At 68.7% G+C, this 18,755-nt stretch carries 18 protein-coding genes and 1 riboswitch; of the genes, 6 read left to right on the top strand and 12 right to left on the bottom strand.

The genetic code is table 11. The annotated features are described in order from the left end of the window. Nucleotides 1-32: 32 nt before the first annotated feature. The gene (locus ABD346_RS05105) at nt 33-287 is read right to left on the bottom strand and encodes a hypothetical protein (protein ID WP_344371984.1); all 255 of its coding nucleotides are present in this window, start codon (nt 285-287) and stop codon (nt 33-35) included. Between the two features lie 155 nt (nt 288-442). Between ABD346_RS05105 and ABD346_RS05100 the strand changes: the two genes are divergently transcribed. Both ABD346_RS05100 and ABD346_RS05095 read left to right on the top strand, forming a co-directional pair. Beyond that, nucleotides 443-1,192 carry a rhomboid family intramembrane serine protease gene (locus ABD346_RS05100; RefSeq protein ID WP_344371982.1) on the top strand — a complete coding sequence of 250 codons (750 nt, stop codon included), beginning with the start codon at nt 443-445 and terminating at the stop codon, nt 1,190-1,192. Further along, nucleotides 1,189-1,470, top strand: a complete 282-nt coding sequence (locus ABD346_RS05095; protein ID WP_053727718.1) for an Lrp/AsnC family transcriptional regulator — start codon at nt 1,189-1,191, stop codon at nt 1,468-1,470. Before ABD346_RS05100 ends, ABD346_RS05095 begins: the two co-directional genes overlap by 4 nt. Before the next feature lie 174 nt (nt 1,471-1,644). Here the strand turns inward: ABD346_RS05095 and ABD346_RS05090 are convergent, their stop codons facing one another. The 6 genes from ABD346_RS05090 to ctaE all read right to left on the bottom strand — a co-directional run bounded on the left by ABD346_RS05090 (nt 1,645) and on the right by ctaE (nt 8,983). Further along, on the bottom strand, nt 1,645-3,069 hold the full coding sequence (locus tag ABD346_RS05090; protein WP_344371980.1) for an aminotransferase class V-fold PLP-dependent enzyme: 1,425 nt from the start codon (nt 3,067-3,069) through the stop codon (nt 1,645-1,647). A gap of 247 nt (nt 3,070-3,316) precedes the next feature. After that, nucleotides 3,317-3,434: riboswitch (SAM riboswitch) on the bottom strand. Nucleotides 3,435-3,534: 100 nt separating this feature from the next. Beyond that, entirely contained in the window at nt 3,535-4,599 is a 1,065-nt protein-coding gene (gene trpD / locus ABD346_RS05085; RefSeq protein ID WP_344371978.1) for an anthranilate phosphoribosyltransferase, read from the bottom strand. A gap of 185 nt (nt 4,600-4,784) precedes the next feature. Beyond that, on the bottom strand, nt 4,785-6,446 hold the full coding sequence (gene qcrB, locus ABD346_RS05080; protein ID WP_344371976.1) for a cytochrome bc1 complex cytochrome b subunit: 1,662 nt from the start codon (nt 6,444-6,446) through the stop codon (nt 4,785-4,787). After that, nucleotides 6,443-7,492 carry a cytochrome bc1 complex Rieske iron-sulfur subunit gene (gene qcrA / locus ABD346_RS05075; RefSeq protein WP_189961055.1) on the bottom strand — a complete coding sequence of 350 codons (1,050 nt, stop codon included), beginning with the start codon at nt 7,490-7,492 and terminating at the stop codon, nt 6,443-6,445. The genes qcrB and qcrA overlap by 4 nt, the downstream gene beginning before the upstream one ends. After that, complete coding sequence (gene qcrC, locus ABD346_RS05070) at nt 7,489-8,298, bottom strand: cytochrome bc1 complex diheme cytochrome c subunit (RefSeq protein ID WP_344371973.1); 810 nt, start codon at nt 8,296-8,298, stop codon at nt 7,489-7,491. The genes qcrA and qcrC overlap by 4 nt, the downstream gene beginning before the upstream one ends. Nucleotides 8,299-8,362: 64 nt before the next feature. Then, nucleotides 8,363-8,983 carry an aa3-type cytochrome oxidase subunit III gene (ctaE, locus tag ABD346_RS05065; protein ID WP_189961053.1) on the bottom strand — a complete coding sequence of 207 codons (621 nt, stop codon included), beginning with the start codon at nt 8,981-8,983 and terminating at the stop codon, nt 8,363-8,365. Between the two features lie 187 nt (nt 8,984-9,170). Between ctaE and ABD346_RS05060 the strand changes: the two genes are divergently transcribed. Next, on the top strand, nt 9,171-9,572 hold the full coding sequence (locus ABD346_RS05060; protein ID WP_344371970.1) for a DNA-binding transcriptional response regulator: 402 nt from the start codon (nt 9,171-9,173) through the stop codon (nt 9,570-9,572). A gap of 2 nt (nt 9,573-9,574) precedes the next feature. Here ABD346_RS05060 and ABD346_RS05055 read toward each other — a convergent pair whose 3' ends face one another. The 4 genes from ABD346_RS05055 to ctaC all read right to left on the bottom strand — a co-directional run bounded on the left by ABD346_RS05055 (nt 9,575) and on the right by ctaC (nt 14,044). Next, nucleotides 9,575-10,828, bottom strand: a complete 1,254-nt coding sequence (locus ABD346_RS05055; RefSeq protein WP_344371967.1) for a L,D-transpeptidase — start codon at nt 10,826-10,828, stop codon at nt 9,575-9,577. Between the two features lie 116 nt (nt 10,829-10,944). Next, entirely contained in the window at nt 10,945-11,343 is a 399-nt protein-coding gene (locus ABD346_RS05050) for a cytochrome c oxidase subunit 4 (protein ID WP_189961050.1), read from the bottom strand. Further along, on the bottom strand, nt 11,340-13,082 hold the full coding sequence (ctaD, locus tag ABD346_RS05045) for an aa3-type cytochrome oxidase subunit I (protein ID WP_344371963.1): 1,743 nt from the start codon (nt 13,080-13,082) through the stop codon (nt 11,340-11,342). Before ctaD ends, ABD346_RS05050 begins: the two co-directional genes overlap by 4 nt. Next, nucleotides 13,079-14,044 (bottom strand): aa3-type cytochrome oxidase subunit II, encoded by a 966-nt coding sequence (gene ctaC, locus ABD346_RS05040; RefSeq protein ID WP_344371961.1) that lies wholly within the window; start codon nt 14,042-14,044, stop codon nt 13,079-13,081. Before ctaC ends, ctaD begins: the two co-directional genes overlap by 4 nt. 273 nt (nt 14,045-14,317) lie before the next feature. Between ctaC and ABD346_RS05035 the strand changes: the two genes are divergently transcribed. Then, entirely contained in the window at nt 14,318-15,697 is a 1,380-nt protein-coding gene (locus ABD346_RS05035; protein WP_344371959.1) for a cysteine desulfurase/sulfurtransferase TusA family protein, read from the top strand. A 17-nt stretch (nt 15,698-15,714) separates the two neighbouring features. Here the strand turns inward: ABD346_RS05035 and ABD346_RS05030 are convergent, their stop codons facing one another. Further along, nucleotides 15,715-16,689 (bottom strand): carbohydrate kinase family protein, encoded by a 975-nt coding sequence (locus ABD346_RS05030; protein ID WP_344371956.1) that lies wholly within the window; start codon nt 16,687-16,689, stop codon nt 15,715-15,717. A gap of 181 nt (nt 16,690-16,870) precedes the next feature. Between ABD346_RS05030 and ABD346_RS05025 the strand changes: the two genes are divergently transcribed. Next, on the top strand, nt 16,871-17,080 hold the full coding sequence (locus ABD346_RS05025; RefSeq protein ID WP_344371954.1) for a hypothetical protein: 210 nt from the start codon (nt 16,871-16,873) through the stop codon (nt 17,078-17,080). 116 nt (nt 17,081-17,196) lie between these two features. Beyond that, nucleotides 17,197-18,699: a hypothetical protein gene (locus ABD346_RS05020; protein ID WP_344371951.1), complete on the top strand. Its 1,503-nt coding sequence runs from the start codon at nt 17,197-17,199 to the stop codon at nt 18,697-18,699. Nucleotides 18,700-18,755: the final 56 nt, after the last annotated feature.

Raw genomic sequence — 18,755 nt, 5'->3', positions numbered from 1 at the left:
AACTGTCATCCGTACCGCTCGGGAGGCCGCCCTCAGGAGGCGGTCGCGGCGTCGGTACCCGGCCGGTCCACTAGCTCGATCTGGTCCACCGCGTTGCACCAGCGGCAGCGGACCGACTCGATGGTCTCACTGACCACCTCGCGTTCTTCCACCTTGGGCTCTCCGGCGAGGTCCAGGTGGACGTACTCGATCACTTTCGACGAGCGGGTGACATCGAAACGGGTGAGGTTTCCGCAGAGCGTGCAGCGCCACCGGGTCTCGGTGGTCGGCTGGGGAACGGTGGTCATGTGGTGCCGCCCTCTTTTCCACTTCCATGGTCCAGGATCTCGCGGTGCGCCGTCGAACTGCGGGAGTACTGCCCGCAACCCTACGGCCTACCCGTCGCCGCCCGGCACGGCGAGGCGCTCTGTACCGAAAGCTCCCTTTAGGCCATTCTCTCCCCATGATCAAGCGGCGGGGAGCGGCGATCCTCAAGAGCGCGGTGCACGGCCCGGCCATGACATACGGCCTGATCACCGCCTGCTGCCTGCTCTTCGTCATCGGCCCGGTCTCGGGCCTCAACACGGGGTACGGAACCGGTGACGCGATCCTGAGCGCGCAGAGCGACTACTTCACCCGCTGGGGCGTCATCCCGGAAGAGCTGACGGCGGGGCGGCCGCACACCCTGCTCACCCCGCTCACCGCCCTGTTCGTGCACGGCAGCTGGCTGCACCTGCTCGGCAACATGCTGTTCCTGTACGTCTTCGGCGCGATGGCCGAGGAAGGGATGGGCCGGCTGGAGTTCGCCCTGTTCTACCTGGCGGCCGGCTATCTGGCACTGCTCGGGTACGCGGCGGCGCACGCGGATTCGGACCAGACCCTGGTGGGGGCGTCCGGGGCCATCTCGGCCGTGCTCGGCGCCTTCCTCCGCCTGTTCCCCAGAGCCAGGGTGACCAGCATCTTCCCGTTCCTGCTGTTCCTGCCGCTGCGCTTCCCCGCGTGGATGGTGCTCGTCTTCTGGTTCGCCCTGCAGTGGCTGGCGATCCGGAGCGCGCCGCCGGGGCCCGGGGTGGCCTACCTCGCCCATCTCATCGGCTTCGGCCTCGGCTTCCTCTACGCGTGGGCCCGTTTCCGCGGGGCGGATAGAGTGAAACGCCGAAAGCCCGTGAAGCCCGCGGGTCCGGCCGCCACCGAGGGAGAAAGCCAGCCGTGATCACCGCGATCGTGCTCATCAAGACCAGCGTGGACCGGATTCCCGAGATCGCGGAGTCCATCGCGGCGCTCGACAGCGTCAGCGAGGTGTACTCGGTGACGGGTACGTACGACTTGATCGCGCTGGTCAGGGTGGCCCGCCACGACGACCTGGCGGACATCATCCCCGGCAGCATCAGCAAGATTCCCGGTGTCGAGGGCACGGATACGCATGTCGCGTTCCGCACGTACTCCCAGCACGACCTGGAAGCGGCCTTCGCGATCGGCCTGGATTCCTAGAGCCCCCTTTGCTCGGAGGCTGCGCCCCCGCGCCCCTGGCAGGGTGCGATACGGGCATACCCAGCCCGTCCGGCGTTCGAGGACGAGCGCCCTCGAGGCGCGAACGGGGTCCGGGGCGGAGCCCCGGGAGGTTCCGGGGGCGAGAGCCCCCGGAAAGGCGTGGCCCGGCGGGGTTCACACCGCCGGGACGCAGCGCCCCGACTCCGTGCGGTACTGCCACTTCGCACCCTGGGTGACCAGCTCCCGCACAGCCGCTACGAAGCGGTCGACGTGCTCGTCCGGGGTGCCCGCCCCGAAGCTGACCCGGATCGCGTTCAGAGTGGGGGTCCCCCCGGACGAAGTCTGGGGGAGCTGGCCCGGCTCCGCCTCGGGCGCCCCGCACTCGCCCGGGTCCTGCGGGTCGCTGCCGAGCAGCGTGCGCACCAGCGGGTGGGCGCAGAAGAGGCCGTCGCGCACCCCGATGCCGTACTCCGCGGACAGCGCCGCCGCGAAGTGCGAGCTGTTCCAGCCGTCGACGACGAACGAGATGACGCCGACCCGGGGCGCGTCGTCGCCGAAGAGCGAAAGGACCCGGACCTCGGGCACCTCCGCCAGGCCGGCCCGCACCTTCGCGACGAGGTGCCGCTCCCGCTCGACCAGCGAGTCGAAGCCCGCCTCGGTCAGCGCCTTGCAGGCGGAGGCGATGGAGTAGACGCCGATGACGTTGGGCGACCCGGCCTCGTGGCGGGCGGCCGTGGTGTGCCACTCGACGTCCACGCCGCCGTCGGCGCGCCGCGCGACCTTCTTGGAGGCACCGCCACCGGCCAGATACGGCTCGGACTCCTGGAGCCAGTCCGCACGCCCGGCGAGCACGCCCGAGCCGAACGGCGCGTACAGCTTGTGCCCGGAGAAGGCGATCCAGTCGACGTCCAACTCCCGTACCGAGACGGGGTGATGGGGCGCGAGCTGGGCGGCGTCGAGGACGATGCGGGCGCCGTGGGCGTGCGCGGCGGCGGCGAGTTCCTTCACCGGCCACAGCTCACCCGTGACGTTGGACGCGCCGGTGACACAGACGAGCGCGGGGCCGTAGGGGTCGCGGTCGGCGAGCGCGCGCTCCAGGGTCTCGACGGCCTGCTGCGGGGTACGCGGCGCGTTCAGGTACGTCACGCGGGCGTCGCGCCACGGCAGCAGCGAGGCGTGGTGCTCGGTCTCGAAGACGAAGACCTCGCAGCCGGCCGGGACCACCTGGGCGAGCAGGTTCAGCGAGTCCGTCGTGGAGCGGGTGAAGACGACCTGGTCGCCGGGGCGGCAGTCGAGGAATTCGGCCACCGTGACGCGGCTGTTCTCGAACAGGTCGGTGGAGAGCTGCGAGAGGTAGCCGGCCCCGCGGTGCACGCTGCCGTAGTAGGGGGCGTACGCGGCGACGTCGTCCCAGACCCGCTGGAGGGCGGGCGCGCTCGCCGCGTAGTCGAGGGCGGCGTACGTCACCTCGCCGCCGGTGACCAGCGGCACGGTGACATCGCGGCCGAGCACCGGAAGCGGCGCAGCACAGCAGGGGTCGGCGGACTCGGCGGCGGCAGAAGCGGTGGCGGTCGCGGTGGCGGCAGGGCGTGCGGACATGGCGGTATCTCCCGGCAGGAAAAGGCGAGTTGGCTTCGGATCCCGGGTACGGCGGCGCGACCCTGCATCGAGCGAGAGGGTTCGACTGCCTTGCCGTGTACGGGTGTCGACCTCGAACACGCAGCCCGAAGAAGGGTGCGCGGAGGGTGTGAAGAAGGGGCGGTACGCCCTATCGCATTCGCTTGCTCACGAGACTGCTCCCTTGAGGACCAGGACCCCAGGGCTGTGACATCACGCGATGTCCAGGGGTCCGCGCTTGCCGTAGGCCTTGCTGCCTACGACCTGGTCTTCACCCGGGGCACCCCGCCACGGACGGAGGGTTGCCGGACAGCGAGCCGGGGCCTAAATCGCTGTCACTCATGACCTTGAACAGCATCCTGCCACACGTCCCGGCGTGTGCAAGGCACAGTCCGCGATCTGGACTGCGCCTTGCGTCACATCGGGTACGAGCACATCCGGTGCGGGCTACGCGTTGCTGGCCGCGACCCACCGCTCCAGGGCGCGCCGGGCCGACCCCGAGTCGATGGCCTCGGCGGCCCGGGCCATCGCGGCGCCGAGCTGCCCGGCGAGCGGCCCCTCCCCCGGTTCGAGGGCGACCAGGGCAGCCGCCGAGTTGAGCAGCACCGCGTCCCGCACCGGCCCGCGCTCGCCGGCGAGCAGACGCCGGGCGACATCGGCGTTGTACGAGGAGTCCGCACCGCGCAGTGCCTCGATGGGCACGATCTCGATGCCGACGTCCCGCGGGTCGAAGCTCTCCTCGCGGACCCGGCCGTCGCGCACCACCCACACCCGGGACGTGCCGGTGGTGGTCAGCTCGTCGAGGCCGTCGTCGCCCCGGAAGACCAGCGCGGAGGAGCCCCGTTCGGCGAGCACGCCCGCCACGATGGGCGCCATCCGCGCGTCCGCCACCCCGGTCGCCTGCGCCCGTACCCGCGCGGGGTTGGTCAGCGGGCCGAGGAAGTTGAACGTCGTGCGGATGCCCATCTCGCGGCGGGCCGCGGCGACGTAGCGCAGCGCCGGGTGGAACTTCACGGCGAAGCAGAACGTGATACCGGCCTCCTCGGCGACCTCGACGACCCGCTGCGGGGTGAGGTCGAGGTTGACGCCGAGCTTCTCCAGTACGTCGGAGGCGCCGCTGGCCGAGGAGGCGGCCCGGTTGCCGTGCTTGACGACCTTGGCGCCGGTGCCGGCCACCACGATCGCCGACATGGTGGAGATGTTGACGGTCTTGGCGTTGTCGCCGCCGGTGCCGACGATGTCCACGCTGGGGCCCGGCACCTCGATGAGGTTGGCGTGCTCGTACATGGTGCGTACCAGGCCGGTGATCTCGGCGACGGTTTCGCCCTTGGCGCGCAGGGCCACCGCGAAGGCGGCGATCTGGGCGTCGGTGGCCTCGCCGCGCATGATCCTGTCCATCGCCCAGGCGGTCACGTCCGCGCTCTGGTCGGTGCCGCTGAGGAGCGCGTCCAGGACGCCCGGCCAGGAGTGGGCCGCCACGGTGTCGCCTCCGGTGGGGGTAACAGCGCTCATGCTCGCTCCTGGTGGTCAAGGGACTGGATACCGCCCGCAAGCCTATCGACAGGGGCGGGTCACCCCGCGCCCGTGCCCGCAGTGCGGACGTGCGAAAGGCCGCGTACGCGAAAGACTCCGGCCCGGCTCCCGTGAAGGAGCCGGGCCGGAGCCTCGGTTGTGGCGACCGTCAGGTCAAGCAGAGATCAGTGGTGGCCGTGGCCGCTCATGATCTCCTCGTACTCCTCGGCCGTCGGCTTGGGGATCTGGTTCCCCTCGCCGAAGTAGCCCTTGCTGAGCTTCGCGCGCAGCTTCTGCGTCCGCGAGATCTTNAGCTTCGCGCGCAGCTTCTGCGTCCGCGAGATCTTGCGGGCGACACCGTTCTCGTCGACCGTCGGGCCGATCTCGGCCGGCTTGTACTGCTCGTGCGCGGTGAGCTTGTAACGCGCGTTGGCGTCCAGCGGCTCGTGGATCTCGACGAACTCACCGTGCGGCAGCCGCTTGATGATGCCGGACTCGCGCCCGTGCAGCACCTTCTCGGCGTCGCGCCGCTGCAGACCCAGGCAGATCCGCTTGGTGGCGACGAACGCGAGGACCGGGGCCACGAAGAACGCGATCCGCACGAACCAGGTGATGACGTTGATCGAGAGGTGGAAGTGCGTCGCCCAGAGGTCGTTTCCACCACCGATGAGCAGCACCATGTACCAGGTGATCCACGCGACACCGAACGCGGTACGCGTCGGCGCGTTGCGCGGCCGGTCCGCGATGTGGTGCTCGCGCTTGTCGCCGGTGATCCAGGACTCGATGAACGGGTACACCGCGATGGTCGCCAGGACCAGCGGGAAGATCACCAGCGGGATGAACACACCCAGGACGAGCGTGTGGCCCCAGAGGTTGATCTCCCAGCCCGGCATCACACGGATGAGGCCTTCGGAGAAGCCCATGTACCAGTCGGGCTGGGCGCCGGTGGACACCTGGTCCGGCCGGTAGGGGCCGATCGCCCAGATCGGGTTGATCGAGGCGATCGCCGCGACCACCGCGATGACACCGAAGACCAGGAAGAAGAAGCCGCCCGCCTTCGCCATGTACACCGGGAGCAGCGGCATGCCGACGACGTTCTTGTTCGTACGTCCCGGACCCGCGAACTGGGTGTGCTTGTGGTAGAAGACCAGGATCAGGTGGGCCACCATCAGGCCGAGCATGATGCCCGGCAGCAGGAGGATGTGCACCGAGTAGAACCGGGCCACGAAGTCCCCGCCGGGGAACTCGCCGCCGAAGAGGAAGAACGACAGGTACGTGCCGACGATCGGCACGGACATGATCGCGCCCTCCATGAAGCGCACACCGGTGCCCGACAGCAGGTCGTCCGGGAGCGAGTAACCGGTGAAGCCGGTGAACATGCCCAGGACGAACAGCAGGAAGCCGAACAGCCAGTTGACCTCACGCGGCTTGCGGAAGGCGCCCGTGAAGAACACGCGCATCATGTGCACGAACATGCCGGCGAGGAAGATCAGCGCCGCCCAGTGGTGGATCTGCCGGATCAGCAGACCACCGCGCACATCGAAGCTGATGTGCATGGTCGAGTTGAACGCCTCGGACATGTGCATGCCCTGCAGCGGCACGTACGAGCCGTCGTAGACGACCTCGTTCATGCTCGGGTGGAAGAACAGCGTCAGATACACACCCGTGAGGATGATGATGATGAAGCTGTACATGCAGATCTCGCCGAGCATGAAGGACCAGTGGTCCGGGAAGATCTTGCGCATGTTGGCCTTGGCCAGGGAGTAGATCCCGAGCCGGCCGTCCGCCCAGTCCGCGATCCGCTCACCGGCGGGCGCTTCGCGCCGTGCGTCTGTCGTGGTGCTCATCCGCGCTCCCAGAAGGCAGGACCGACGGGCTCTTCGAAGTCGCCGAGCGCTTCGAGGTAACCCTCGTCATTCACGCCGATCCGCAGCTGCGGAAGGGCGTGACCGGCCGGGCCGAAGATGACGCGGGCGCCGTCGGAGAGGTCGAAGGTGGACTGGTGGCACGGGCAGAGCACGTGGTGCGTCTGCTGCTCGTACAGGGAGATCGGGCAGCCGACGTGGGTGCAGATCTTCGAGTACGCGACGATGCCCTGGTGCGACCACTCGAGCTCGCGCTTGTCCTTGATGTCCTCCGGCTTGATCCGGACGAGCATCAGGGCCGCCTTGGCGATCTGCGTCTGGAAGTCCTCCGCCGTCTCCTCCAGGCCCTCGGGCTTGGCGAAGGTCAGCGATCCGACCGTCAGGTCCTCGGGACGCAGCGGCTCGTTGGTGTTCATGTTGATCAGGGCCTTGCCCTTGGACCACATGGTGTGCCGCAGCTTGTCCTCGGGCAGCGTGCCCAGGTCGCGCAGCAGCATCACACCGGAGAGCGGCACCAGGGCGAGCGCGCCGAACATGGTGTTGCGGATCAGCTTGCGGCGTCCGAAGCCGGACTCGGCCGCGCCCTGCTTGAAGTCGGCCAGGACCTGCGCCTTGACCTCCGGCGGGGCCGCGATCTCGTGTCGCTCGGCCGGCATCTCCACGTCGGACATCAGGGTGCGGGCCCAGTGGACCGCGCCCGCGCCGATGCAGAACAGCGCCACGCCCAGGGTCAGACCCAGAGCGAAGTTGAGGACGCTGACGTGCCCGAACGGGAAGATGAAGACGATCTTGTCGACCGGGAAGATCACGTACGAGGCGATGAAGCCGACCGTCGCGACCATGGACAGGAAGAACAGGAACGCGACCGCGCGCTCGGAGCGCTTGGCCGCCCGCTCGTCGATGTCCTGGATGCGCGGCTTGTGGGCCGGCAGTCCCGGGTCGGCGAAGGGGTCGCCCGCGGTCTCTACCGCGCCGTGCGCGGTGGCCTGCGCTTCAGGCAGGCTCTCGGAATTCTCTTGGCTACTCATGACTTCTTGGCCTTAGCGGTGTGGGCCGCGACCCAGATGGCTACTGCGATGAGGGCACCCAGACCGAAGATCCAGCCGAACAGACCCTCGCTGACCGGGCCGAGCCCGCCGAGCTTGAGGCCACCGGGGCTCGCGGACTTGTCGCTGTTGACGGCGTGCAGGTACGCGATGATGTCCTGCTTCTGCTTCTGCGGCATCGTCGTGTCCGGGAAGGACGGCATGTTCTGCGGGCCGGTCTGCATGGCCTCGTAGATGTGCTTGGGGTCCACGTCCTCCAGGCTGGGGGCGAACTTGCCGTTCGTCAGGGCACCGCCCTCACCCGTGAAGTTGTGGCACTGGGCGCAGTTGGTGCGGAACAGCTCGCCACCCTTGGCGATGTCCGCACCGCTCGGGTTGTACTGCGAGTCGGTCGGCACGGCCGGACCGGCGCCCAGCGAGGCCACGTAAGCGGCGAGCTGGTCGATCTGGGACTGCGAGTAGATGGCCTTCTTCTTCGGCACCTGCGCGCCGGGCTGCTGCGCCGGCATACGGCCGGTGCCGACCTGGAAGTCCACCGCGGCGGCGCCCACGCCGACCAGGGAGGGGCCGTCAGTGGTTCCCTGACCGCCGGTTCCGTGGCAGCTGGCGCAGCCGACGGAGTAGAGCTTCTTGCCCTCGTCGATGGCGAGGGACTGGGCGGTTTCGTCAGCCTGAGCCTTGCCCGCGGGCGCGAACGCGGCGTACAGCCCCCCGGTGGCCGCCAGCGCGAGGAGTAGGACGACGACCGCCGCCAGCGGATGGCGTCGTCGTGCGGAGAGCTTTTTCACGGATTACCCCGGTGTCAGGATCTTCTGCGTCGATGCTGGATGTGGTGCGGACCTACGGGCCCGGTTACTGGATCAGGTAGATCGTGGCGAAGAGGCCGATCCACACGACATCGACGAAGTGCCAGTAATAGGACACGACGATGGCCGCGGTCGCCTGTTCATGGGTGAACCTCTTGGCCGCGTACGTCCTGCCGAGAACCAGCAGGAAGGCGATCAGACCGCCCGTCACATGCAGTCCGTGGAAGCCCGTGGTCAGGTAGAACACCGAGCCGTATGGATCCGAGGACAGCGAGAGGCCGTCCTTCTTCACCAGGTCGGTGTACTCGAAGACCTGACCGCCGATGAAGATCGCACCCATCACGAACGTGATGATGAACCAGGTGCGGAGCTTCTTCACATCGCCCCGCTCGGCGGCGAAGACGCCGAGCTGGCAGGTGAGGGAGGAGAGCACCAGAATCGTGGTGTTGGTCGCCGAGAACGGAAGGTTCAGGGACGAGGCCATTTCTGACCAGTGCGCGGCACCCGTTACCGATCGCAGAGTGAAGTACATCGCGAAGAGGGCCGCGAAGAACATCAGCTCGGAACTCAACCAGATGATGGTTCCGACGCTGGTGAGGTTCGGCCGATTGACCGACGGGTGCGCGTGCCCGGTTTCTACTGTCGTTGCTGTCGCCACGACCGACATTATGTCGGTCGCTTATCCCGCCCTCACCCCGGGGGGTGCCGTTCGGTGTGTCAGCGGCGTATGCAGGGCCCGAACGGCCCATCGAAGGGCTGTCCGAACCGGTGTTGACGGGCAGTCGGACGGAGTAGCATCCGCGCATCGGTTCATGAGCCAACGCCGGCGAATCCGCCGGACCTTCGGAGGATCCATGCAGTCGAGCGCCACCGTTCTGGTCTACAGCGACGACGCGAACACCCGCGCACAGGTGCGGCTCGCGGCCGGCCGCAGGCCCGCCTCCGACGTGCCCCCGGTCGAATTCCTGGAGTGCGCGACGCTGCCGGCGGTCCTCAAGGAGCTGGAACGCGGCGGCATCGACGTCTGCGTCCTGGACGGCGAGGCGGTCCCGGCGGGCGGCATGGGGGTCTGCCGCCAGATCAAGGACGAGGTCTTCCAGTGCCCGCCGGTGCTGCTCCTCATCGGCCGCCCGCAGGACGCCTGGCTGGCCACCTGGAGCCGCGCGGACGCCGCCGTGACCCTCCCGGTCGAGCCGGTCGAGTTCGCGGACTCGCTGGCCTCGCTGCTGCGCAAGCGGCTTGCCGTGGGTGCCTGACCTCACACTCCCGGCCGCAGCCGGGCGGAGTTGGCCTTGATCTGGCCGGCCTTGAGGTCGGCCAGCAGGAAGCTGCCCTTGCGCCAGTCGTCCCAGTCCACGTTCCAGTCGCCGTACCCGTTGTCGAAGGGCGTCATGTCCTCGCCGATGCTGTTGACGACCTTGACGATGTCGCCCTCGTTGATGTTCTCGTAGAACCAGGCCGCGTTGCCGGTGCTCATGCCCGTACAGCCGTGGCTGACGTTCTCGTAACCCTGCGAGCCCACCGACCAGGGCGCGGCGTGCACGTATTCGCCGCTCCAGGTGACCCTCGTGGCGTAGTAGACGGGCAGGTCGTAGCCGTCCGAGCTGTTGGAGGAGATGCCGACGGTCTCCCCGCGCATACGTACGAAGTACTGCTTGCCCAGGACGACCTTGACGCCGTTGCGGGTGGAGAATCCGGGCTTTCCGGTGGTGACCGGAATGGTATTGATCACTTCTCCGTTGCGCTTGACCGTCATGTAGTGCCCGGCGGCGTCGGTGATGGCCTCGACGCGGTCGCCGGTGGTGATCTTCAGGGGCTTGCCGGGACCGCCGTACAGCTTGTCGGCGATCTTCACGCCCTCCAGGTTGGAGTGGACGTTGATGGTGGCGTGCGTGGGCCAGTACTCCTTCGGCCGGTAGTGCAGCACCTTGTCGCCCACCCAGTACCAGTTGCCCTCCACCTTGGGCGTGGACTCGACGACCAGGGCGCGTTCGACGATCGTCCGGGCCTTCTTGTCCTTGATCGGCTTGCTGAGTTCCGCGGTGATGGGCTGTCCGACGCCGTACTGGCCCGCGTCCGGGCCGAATTCGACCTCCACGGCGTCCGTGACCGCCGCGGTGTCGAACGTCAGCGTGCGCAGCCCCGGGGAGCCGTCCTCGTTCTCCGTGGAGACCTTGACGGTGTAGTGCGCGCCGGCCAGCAGGGCGCCGGTGGAGTGCCAGCGGGTGCCGTCGGCGGCCAGTTCGCCCGCCAGGTAGCGGCCGTTGCCGTCGACGGCGGTGACGTCCGTGAGGCGGGCCTCCTTGCCCTTGACGGTGATCTCCAGGGGCTTGCCGGGGTCGGCCTTCTGACGGCCCGCCGGGCCGTTGTAGACGACCTGCCCGGCGGCGTCGTACGGCTTGGCGGACAGCGGGTTGGCGTCTGACCCACCGCACCCCGTGGCCCCCACACCGAGGGACAGGACAAGGAGGGTGCAGCTCAATACGGTGCGGATGCGCGGTGCGTGGCTCATGAGCTCACGGTATGAAGGTTCGTCAGTTCCGGCGCGCGGGGTGACTGCAAACGAGGGGCCCTCCGTCTCGCGGTGAGACGGAGGGCCCCTCTTGGCGCAGTGCGGCGTGTGCGGAACTACTGGTTCTGGTTCTCGCCGCGGTAGTACTCGAACACCCAGCCGTAGAGACCGACCAGGATCAGCGGAGCCGAGAAGTACAGCAGCCACCAGCCCATGGCGATCGCGAGGAACGCCAGGGCGCCGCCGATGCCCAGCGAGAGCGGCTGCCAGGAGTGCGGCGAGAAGAAGCCGACCTCACCGGCGTCGTCCGCGACATCGGCTTCCTTGTCGTCCTGGGCGCCGACGTCGACCCGCCGGGCCGTGAAGGCCAGGTAGAAGCCGATCATGACGCTCAGGCCGAAGGCCATGACGAGCGCGGTGGTGCCGGCCGCTTCCTTCGACCACACGCCGTACACGACGGCCATGACCAGAATGAAGACGGACAGCCACAGGAACATCTTGCCCTGGATCTTCACTTCCCGGCCTCCTTGCCACCGGTGAGCATGTGGTCACCGTGGACGTCGCCGTGGTTCTCGAGCTGGTCGAGAGCCGCGATCTCCGGGTGGTGGAGGTCGAAAGCCGGCGATTCGGAACGAATGCGCGGCATCGTGAGGAAGTTGTGCCGCGGCGGCGGGCAGGAGGTCGCCCACTCCAGCGAACGGCCGTAGCCCCACGGGTCGTCGACCTCGATCTTCTTGCCGTACTTGGCGGTCTTCCAGACGTTGTAGAAGAACGGCAGGATCGACAGACCGAGCAGGAACGAGGAGATCGTCGAGATCGTGTTCAGCGCGGTGAAGCCGTCGGCCGCCAGGTAGTCCGCGTAACGACGCGGCATGCCCTCGACACCCAGCCAGTGCTGCACCAGGAACGTGCCGTGGAAGCCCACGAACAGCGTCCAGAAGGTGATCTTGCCGAGCCGCTCGTCCAGCATCTTTCCGGTGAACTTCGGCCACCAGAAGTGGAATCCGGAGAACATCGCGAAGACCACGGTGCCGAAGATGACGTAGTGGAAGTGCGCGACCACGAAGTACGAGTCGGAAACGTGGAAGTCCATCGGCGGCGAGGCCAGGATGACGCCGGTCAGACCGCCGAAGGTGAAGGTGATCAGGAAGCCGACGGCCCACAGCATGGGTGTTTCGAAGGACAGTGAGCCCTTCCACATCGTGCCGATCCAGTTGAAGAACTTCACGCCTGTTGGCACGGCGATGAGGAACGTCATGAAGGAGAAGAACGGCAGGAGCACGCCACCGGTGACGTACATGTGGTGCGCCCACACGGTCACGGACAGACCCGCGATCGCGATGGTGGCGCCGATCAGACCGCTGTAGCCGAACATCGGCTTCCGGCTGAACACCGGAATCACTTCGGAAATGATTCCGAAGAATGGCAGCGCGATGATGTACACCTCTGGATGGCCGAAGAACCAGAAGAGGTGTTGCCAGAGAATCGCGCCGCCATTACTGGCGTCGAAGACATGCGCACCGAACTTGCGGTCCGCCTCCAGGGCGAACAGCGCGGCCGCGAGGACCGGGAAGGCCAGCAGGACCAGCACACCGGTCAGCAGGACGTTCCACACGAAGATCGGCATCCGGAACATCGTCATGCCGGGCGCGCGCATGCAGATGATCGTGGTGATGAAGTTGACCGAGCCGAGGATCGTGCCGAAGCCGGAGAAGGCCAGACCCATGATCCACATGTCGGCGCCGACGCCCGGCGAGCGGACCGCGTCCGACAGCGGGGAGTAGGCGAACCAGCCGAAGTCGGCCGCGCCCTGCGGGGTGAGGAAGCCACCGACCGCGATGGTCGAGCCGAACAGGTAGAGCCAGTAGGCGAACATGTTCAGCCGCGGGAACGCCACGTCGGGCGCGCCGATCTGCAGCGGCATGATCCAGTTCGCGAATCCGGCGAACAGCGGCGTCGCGAACATCAGCAGCATGATCGTGCCGTGCATCGTGAACGCCTGGTTGAACTGCTCGTTCGACATGATCTGCGTGCCGGGGCGGGCGAGTTCGGCGCGCATGAAGAGCGCCATGATCCCGCCGATGCAGAAGAACGCGAACGACGTGACCAGGTACATCGTGCCGATCGTCTTGTGATCAGTGGTGGTCAGCCACTTGATGACGACGTTTCCCGGCTGCTTGCGCCGGACCGGCAGCTCGTTCTCGTACGAGTCGTCTGCTGCCGCGGCACCCTGAGATTCGTTGAGGATGCTCACAGTTTGTTCGTCTCCGCGTTCTTGGCGGGGTCGGTCTGGGCGATGCCCGCCGGCACGTAACCGGACTGGCCCTTCGCCGCCAGCTCCTTGAGGTGCTGCTGGTAGCGCTCCGGGGAGACGACCTTCACGTTGAAGAGCATGCGCGAGTGGTCGACGCCGCAGAGTTCGGCGCACTTGCCCAGGAAGGTGCCTTCCTGGTTCGGCGTGACCTCGAACGAGTTGGTGTGCCCCGGAATGACGTCCTGCTTCATCAGGAACGGCACGATCCAGAAGGAGTGGATGACGTCGCGCGAGGTCAGCACGAAGCGGACCTTCTCGCCCTTCGGCAGCCACAGGGTCGGGCCCGGGTTTCCGGTCTGCGGGTTACGGGTGCCGGGGATGCCGACGTCGTAGACACCGCCCGCGTTCGCGGGGAAGTCCTTCTTGAACCGGTCCGGGATCGCGTCCAGGTTCTTGTCCGTCTTGGCGTCGCCCTTGACACCGGGCACGTCCTCGACGTAGTTGAAGCCCCAGCTCCACTGATAGCCGACCACGTTGACCGTGTGGGCGGGCTTCGGGGACAGAGCCAGGAGCTTCGTCTCGTCGCGTGCCGTGAAGTAGAAGAGCACGGAGACGATGATCAGCGGGACCACGGTGTACAGCGCCTCGATGGGCATGTTGTACCGGGTCTGCGGGGGTACCTCGACCTTGGTGCGGCTGCGCCGGTGGAAGATGACGCTCCACAGGATCAGGCCCCAGACCAGCACGCCCGTGGCGAGCGCAGCCGCCCACGAGCCCTGCCAGAGGGACAGGATCCTGGGAGCCTCGTCCGTCACCGGAGTGGGCATACCAAGTCGAGGGAAGTCTTTCCAGTTGTACGAGCAACCGGATGCTGTCGCCAGGACCAGGCCCGCAGTCAGCACCTGCGGCAGCTTCCGCCGCATCGGGCGCCGCGACGAGCGGTCGGAGCCGTTGGGACTCACGTAGCGCCTTCCCGAGAGTCTCGCCCGCGGTGGTCGGCTACGGCCGTCTCGCTGGTCGGTCGCCGCCCTGGCACACGGGCAGGGGTTTGGATGTTTATGCGGACCAAACCCTACTGGACGCTATTTGGGGTCGCGCGGGGAGGGTGCCCAACGCGCCGCCCGACTCCCCGAAGGGGTGGAGCCGCGGTGGAATCCCGGCCTCCGGGCGCCATCTGACGACCCCTCGCCCCATCCCCCGCAGCTCGTTCGCCGGGGCGGGGTTAGCGTGGCCGGGTGCCCTACTTCGACGCGGCCTCCTCGGCCCCCCTGCACCCCGTCGCCCGCCAGGCCCTGCAAGCCTCTCTGGACGAGGGGTGGGCCGATCCGGCCCGGCTCTACCGGGAGGGCAGGCGCGCCCGGCTGCTCCTGGACGCGGCGCGGGAGGCCGCCGCGGAGGCCGTCGGCTGCCGCCCGGACGAGCTCAGCTTCACCAGTTCGGGGACGCGCGCGGTGCACTCCGGAATTTACGGATCCTTGTCCGGGCGTCGGCGTGTCGGGCGGCATCTGGTGGTGTCCGCGGTCGAGCACTCCTCGGTCCTCCATTCGGCTGCCTCCCATGAGGCGGGTGGCGGTTCGGTGACGGAGGTCGTGGTGGACCGCACGGGCCGGGTCTCCCCCGATGCGTACGCCGCCGCCCTGCGGCCCGACACCGCGCTCGCCTGCCTGCAGTCCGCCAACCACGAGGTGGGCACCCTCCAGCCGGTGGCCGAGGTGGCCGAGGCGTGCCGGGCGGCGGGGGTGCCACTGCTGGTGGACGCGGCCCAGTCGCTGGCCTGGGGGCCGGTCGAGGGTGCCTGGTCGATCCTCGCGGCGAGTGCCCACAAATGGGGCGGTCCGGCAGGAGTCGGGCTGCTCGCGGTGCGCAAGGGCGTCCGGTTCGCGCCTCAAGGGCCCGCCGACGAGCGGGAGTCGGGGCGCGCGGCCGGCTTCGAGAACATCCCGGCGATCGTCGCGGCGGCCGCATCCCTGCGGGCGGTACGGGCCGAGGCCGAGGCCGAATCGGCGCGTCTGCGGGGCCTGGTGGAGCGGATCCGCACCCGGGTCGCGGAGCTGGTGCCGGATGTCGAGGTGGTCGGCGATCCAGTGCGGCGGCTGCCGCATCTGGTCACCTTCTCCTGTCTCTATGTCGACGGAGAGACCCTGCTGCACGAGCTCGACCGGGCGGAATTCTCCGTTTCCTCCGGTTCGTCCTGCACCAGCAGCACCCTGACGCCCAGCCATGTGCTGCGCGCCATGGGGGTGCTGAGCGAGGGCAACGTCCGGGTGTCGCTGCCGCTCGGCACTCCGGCGCAGGAGGTCGACCGCTTCCTCGACCTGCTGCCAGGTGTGGTCGCGTCCGTACGGACGAAGCTCGGGGCGCCGGTCGCGACGGCCGGTCCCGCCGACGCCGAGGAGTTCGTGGTGGACTCGCTCGGCCGGCTCTGCCCGATCCCGGTCATCGAACTCGCGAAGGCGATCGGGAACGTACCCGTGGGCGGTGTCGTGACGGTGCTGGCCGACGACGAGGCGGCCCGCCTCGACATCCCGGCGTGGTGCGAGATGCGGGGCCAGGAGTACCTGGGCGAGCACCCGGCAGGGGAAGGAACCGCCTACCGGGTGCGTCGCGTCAGCTGAGAGCCTGGCTCCGAGGACTACTGGAGGTGGGCCCGCACCTCGGCGGCGGCCTCGTCGCCGTACGCCTTGGTGAAGCGGTCCATGAAGTGGGCCCGGCGCAGGGTGTACTCCTGGGTGCCCAGCGTCTCGATGACCAGGGTGGCCAGCATGCAGCCGAGCTGGGCGGCCCGCTCGTGGCCGACGCCCCAGGACAGGCCGGTCAGGAACCCGGCCCGGAAGGCGTCGCCCACGCCCGTCGGGTCGACCTTGGCCTCCTCCTCCGGGACGCCGACGACGATCGGCTCGGCGCCGACCTGCTCGATGCGCACGCCGCGCGAGCCGAGCGTGGTGACCCGGTAGTCGACCTTGGCGAGGATCTCCTCGTCGCTCCAGCCGGTCTTGTTCTCGATGAGCCCCTTCTCGTACTCGTTGGAGAAGAGGTACGTCGCGCCTTCGAGCAGGGTGCGGATGTCGTCGCCGGACATGCGGGCGATCTGCTGCGAGAAGTCGGCGGCGAAGGGAATGCTCCGCGCCTTGCACTCCTCGGTGTGGCGCAGCATCGCCTCGGGATCGTCCGCGCCGATCAGCACGAGGTCGAGGCCGCCCACGCGGTCGGCGACGGCCTTCAGCTCGATCTGGCGGGCCTCGCTCATCGCGCCCGTGTAGAAGGAGCCGATCTGGTTGTGGTCGGCGTCGGTGGTGCACACGAAGCGGGCGGTGTGCAGGACCTCGGAGATCCGTACCGAGCCGGTGTCGACGCCGTGCCGGTCGAGCCAGGCGCGGTACTCGTCGAAGTCGGATCCGGCCGCGCCGACCAGGATCGGCCGGCCGCCGAGCTGGCCCATGCCGAAGCAGATGTTCGGACCGACTCCGCCACGGCGTACGTCGAGGTTGTCGACCAGGAAGGAGAGGGAGACCGTGTGCAGCTGGTCGGCGACCAGCTGGTCGGCGAATCGGCCGGGGAAGGTCATGAGGTGGTCGGTGGCGATGGATCCGGTGACTGCGATACGCACGGCGAGGGCGCTCCTGAAGGGAATGCAGAGGGGCGCGCGAAGCGCCCCCATAAGGGCGGTGGTGGGTGACGGGCGGGCGTTGACAGTTCACGCTACCGGGTCGCCCCCGCCGGGCCGACCGGTGGAAACTACCCAATAGTAGGTCTTTCTGCGCACGCTTCCTGTGCGTACGGTGCGAAGCATGGAGACCAAGGTGAGCAGTGGGCACGGGGTGGCGGTCGATCTTCCGGGGCTGGAGGAGCTGCGCGGGGACTGCGCGCGGATGGCTCCGCACTGGGTGGCGCCCACACGGAACGCTCCGGCTCCGGTGCCGCCGTCCCGGATCCACGGTGTGACGGTTCCGCCCTCCTCGGTACGGCTCATCGCGGACATGTCCGAATACGGGGACTGAAACGGCTTGATCACGCGGGTGCGGCGCACGGGGATGGAACCGTGCGCTCCCCCGCTCCGTCCAAACGGCGTCCCTCGTAAGGGGGATGCGGGATACGACTGGACAGGAGCGATCTGGTGAGCAGCGAGCACACGCAGGACGAGCCCGAGCAGCGGCGTTCGCGACGATCTCCCTTGATCCTCGCCGCGGCCGCCGTGGCCGTACTGGCCGCGGGCGGCGGTGGGGCGTACTGGGCCTCGACGGCTTCCTCGGGCGGTGGCAGTACGCCCGGCGGGAACGGCGCACCTCCGCCGCTCGCACTCGACAGCGCCCCGGGCGGCGACGCCGGCGGCAGTAGCGGCGGCGGCAACGGGATCGCCCCCGGCGAGCCGGACCCGAACGGGGTGGTCTACCGGGCGTCGGTCAAGCTGCCCGGCGGCCCCGGCAAGGCGCCCGTCTTCCAGCCGCGCGGCACGGTGAGCGAGGCCGATGCGACGCGGCTCGCCCGGGCGCTGGGGGTCGAGGGGGCGGTGCGCCTCGAAGACGGCAGCTGGAAGGCAGGGGTGACCAAGGACAGTTCGGGACCGGTCCTGACGGTAAGCCAGAAAGCCCCCGGCACCTGGTCGTTCGCGCGGTACGGCACCGGCGGCTCGGACAACTGCCCCAAGGGCAAGATGTGTCCGATGCACACGACGGGCGCGGACACCGGGAGCGGCTCGGGTGCCGACGGCGGTGCGGGCTCCGGCAGCCCTGTGAGCGAACAGGCGGCGAAGGCGGCCGCGGCCCCGGTCCTCAAGGCGCTCGGCCAGGACGACGCCAAGCTGGACGCCAAGGAGATCCTGGCCTCGGCCCGGGTGGTGAACGCGGACCCCGTCGTCGACGGCCTCCCCACCTACGGCTGGACGACCGGCATCCAGGTCGGCCCGGACGGTCAAGTGGTCGGCGGCAGCGGCCAGTTGAAGATGCCGGACAAGGGCGCCACATATCCGGTGATCAGCGCGGACCAGACGCTGGCGCAGCTCAACAGCCACGTCACGAACCGGCCGAAGCCCAAGGACTGCACGGGTCCCGTGCCGGTGGAGGGCCAGCCCACCAAGGGCCGCCTTCCGAGCGATCCCCAGGGCAACATCCAGCCGTGCAAGCAGCCCACGCCCTCGACCGTGACGATCGACGGGGCCACCTTCGGGCTCGCCGCGCAGTTCGTGGACGGCACGCCGACCCTCGTACCGTCATGGCTGTTCCAGGTGAAGCCGGACGCCGGCCGGCCGTTCACGATCACGGCTCCGGCGGTGGCGCCCCAGTACGTGACGAAGCCGCCGACCGGTGCTCCCGTGCCGCCGCCTTCGGGGTCGGCCACCGCGCCGGGCACGCACGGCCAGGCGCTGGAGTCGTACGCCGTCGCGCCGGACGGGCGGACCCTGAACGTGACGTTCTGGGGCGGGGTGTGCAGCACGTACACGGCGACCGCCGACGAGAGCGGCGACGGCGTGCGGGTCAAGGTGACCGGGCAGGTCAAGGACCCGAAGAAGATGTGCATCATGCTGGCCAAGCAGCAGACGGTCCCGGTGCAGCTGCACGAGGCGCTCGGGGCCCGCAAGGTGCTCGACGCGGACACCGGCAAGGAGCTGCCGAAGAAGTAGCGCGGACACGGCAGAGGCGGGTGCCCCCGGTCGGGGGCACCCGCCTCTTTGCTGCC

Source organism: Streptomyces mauvecolor (assembly GCF_039532965.1).
Lineage (GTDB): Bacteria > Actinomycetota > Actinomycetes > Streptomycetales > Streptomycetaceae > Streptomyces > Streptomyces violascens.
Note: the sequence above shows the minus strand (reverse complement) of the source record. Positions and strands in the feature narration are given on the sequence as shown.

Excerpts from the sequence above, each read along its gene's own strand:
- ABD346_RS05025 (WP_344371954.1), top strand. The coding sequence starts at position 16,871 with ATGGAGACCAAGGTGAGCAGTGGGCACGGGGTGGCGGTCGATCTTCCG.
- ABD346_RS05090 (WP_344371980.1), bottom strand. The coding sequence starts at position 3,069 with ATGTCCGCACGCCCTGCCGCCACCGCGACCGCCACCGCTTCTGCCGCC.
- qcrA (WP_189961055.1), bottom strand. The coding sequence starts at position 7,492 with ATGAGTAGCCAAGAGAATTCCGAGAGCCTGCCTGAAGCGCAGGCCACC.
- trpD (WP_344371978.1), bottom strand. The coding sequence starts at position 4,599 with ATGAGCGCTGTTACCCCCACCGGAGGCGACACCGTGGCGGCCCACTCC.
- ABD346_RS05055 (WP_344371967.1), bottom strand. The coding sequence starts at position 10,828 with ATGAGCCACGCACCGCGCATCCGCACCGTATTGAGCTGCACCCTCCTT.
- ABD346_RS05105 (WP_344371984.1), bottom strand. The coding sequence starts at position 287 with ATGACCACCGTTCCCCAGCCGACCACCGAGACCCGGTGGCGCTGCACG.
- ABD346_RS05060 (WP_344371970.1), top strand. The coding sequence starts at position 9,171 with ATGCAGTCGAGCGCCACCGTTCTGGTCTACAGCGACGACGCGAACACC.
- ctaE (WP_189961053.1), bottom strand. The coding sequence starts at position 8,983 with ATGTCGGTCGTGGCGACAGCAACGACAGTAGAAACCGGGCACGCGCAC.
- ABD346_RS05100 (WP_344371982.1), top strand. The coding sequence starts at position 443 with ATGATCAAGCGGCGGGGAGCGGCGATCCTCAAGAGCGCGGTGCACGGC.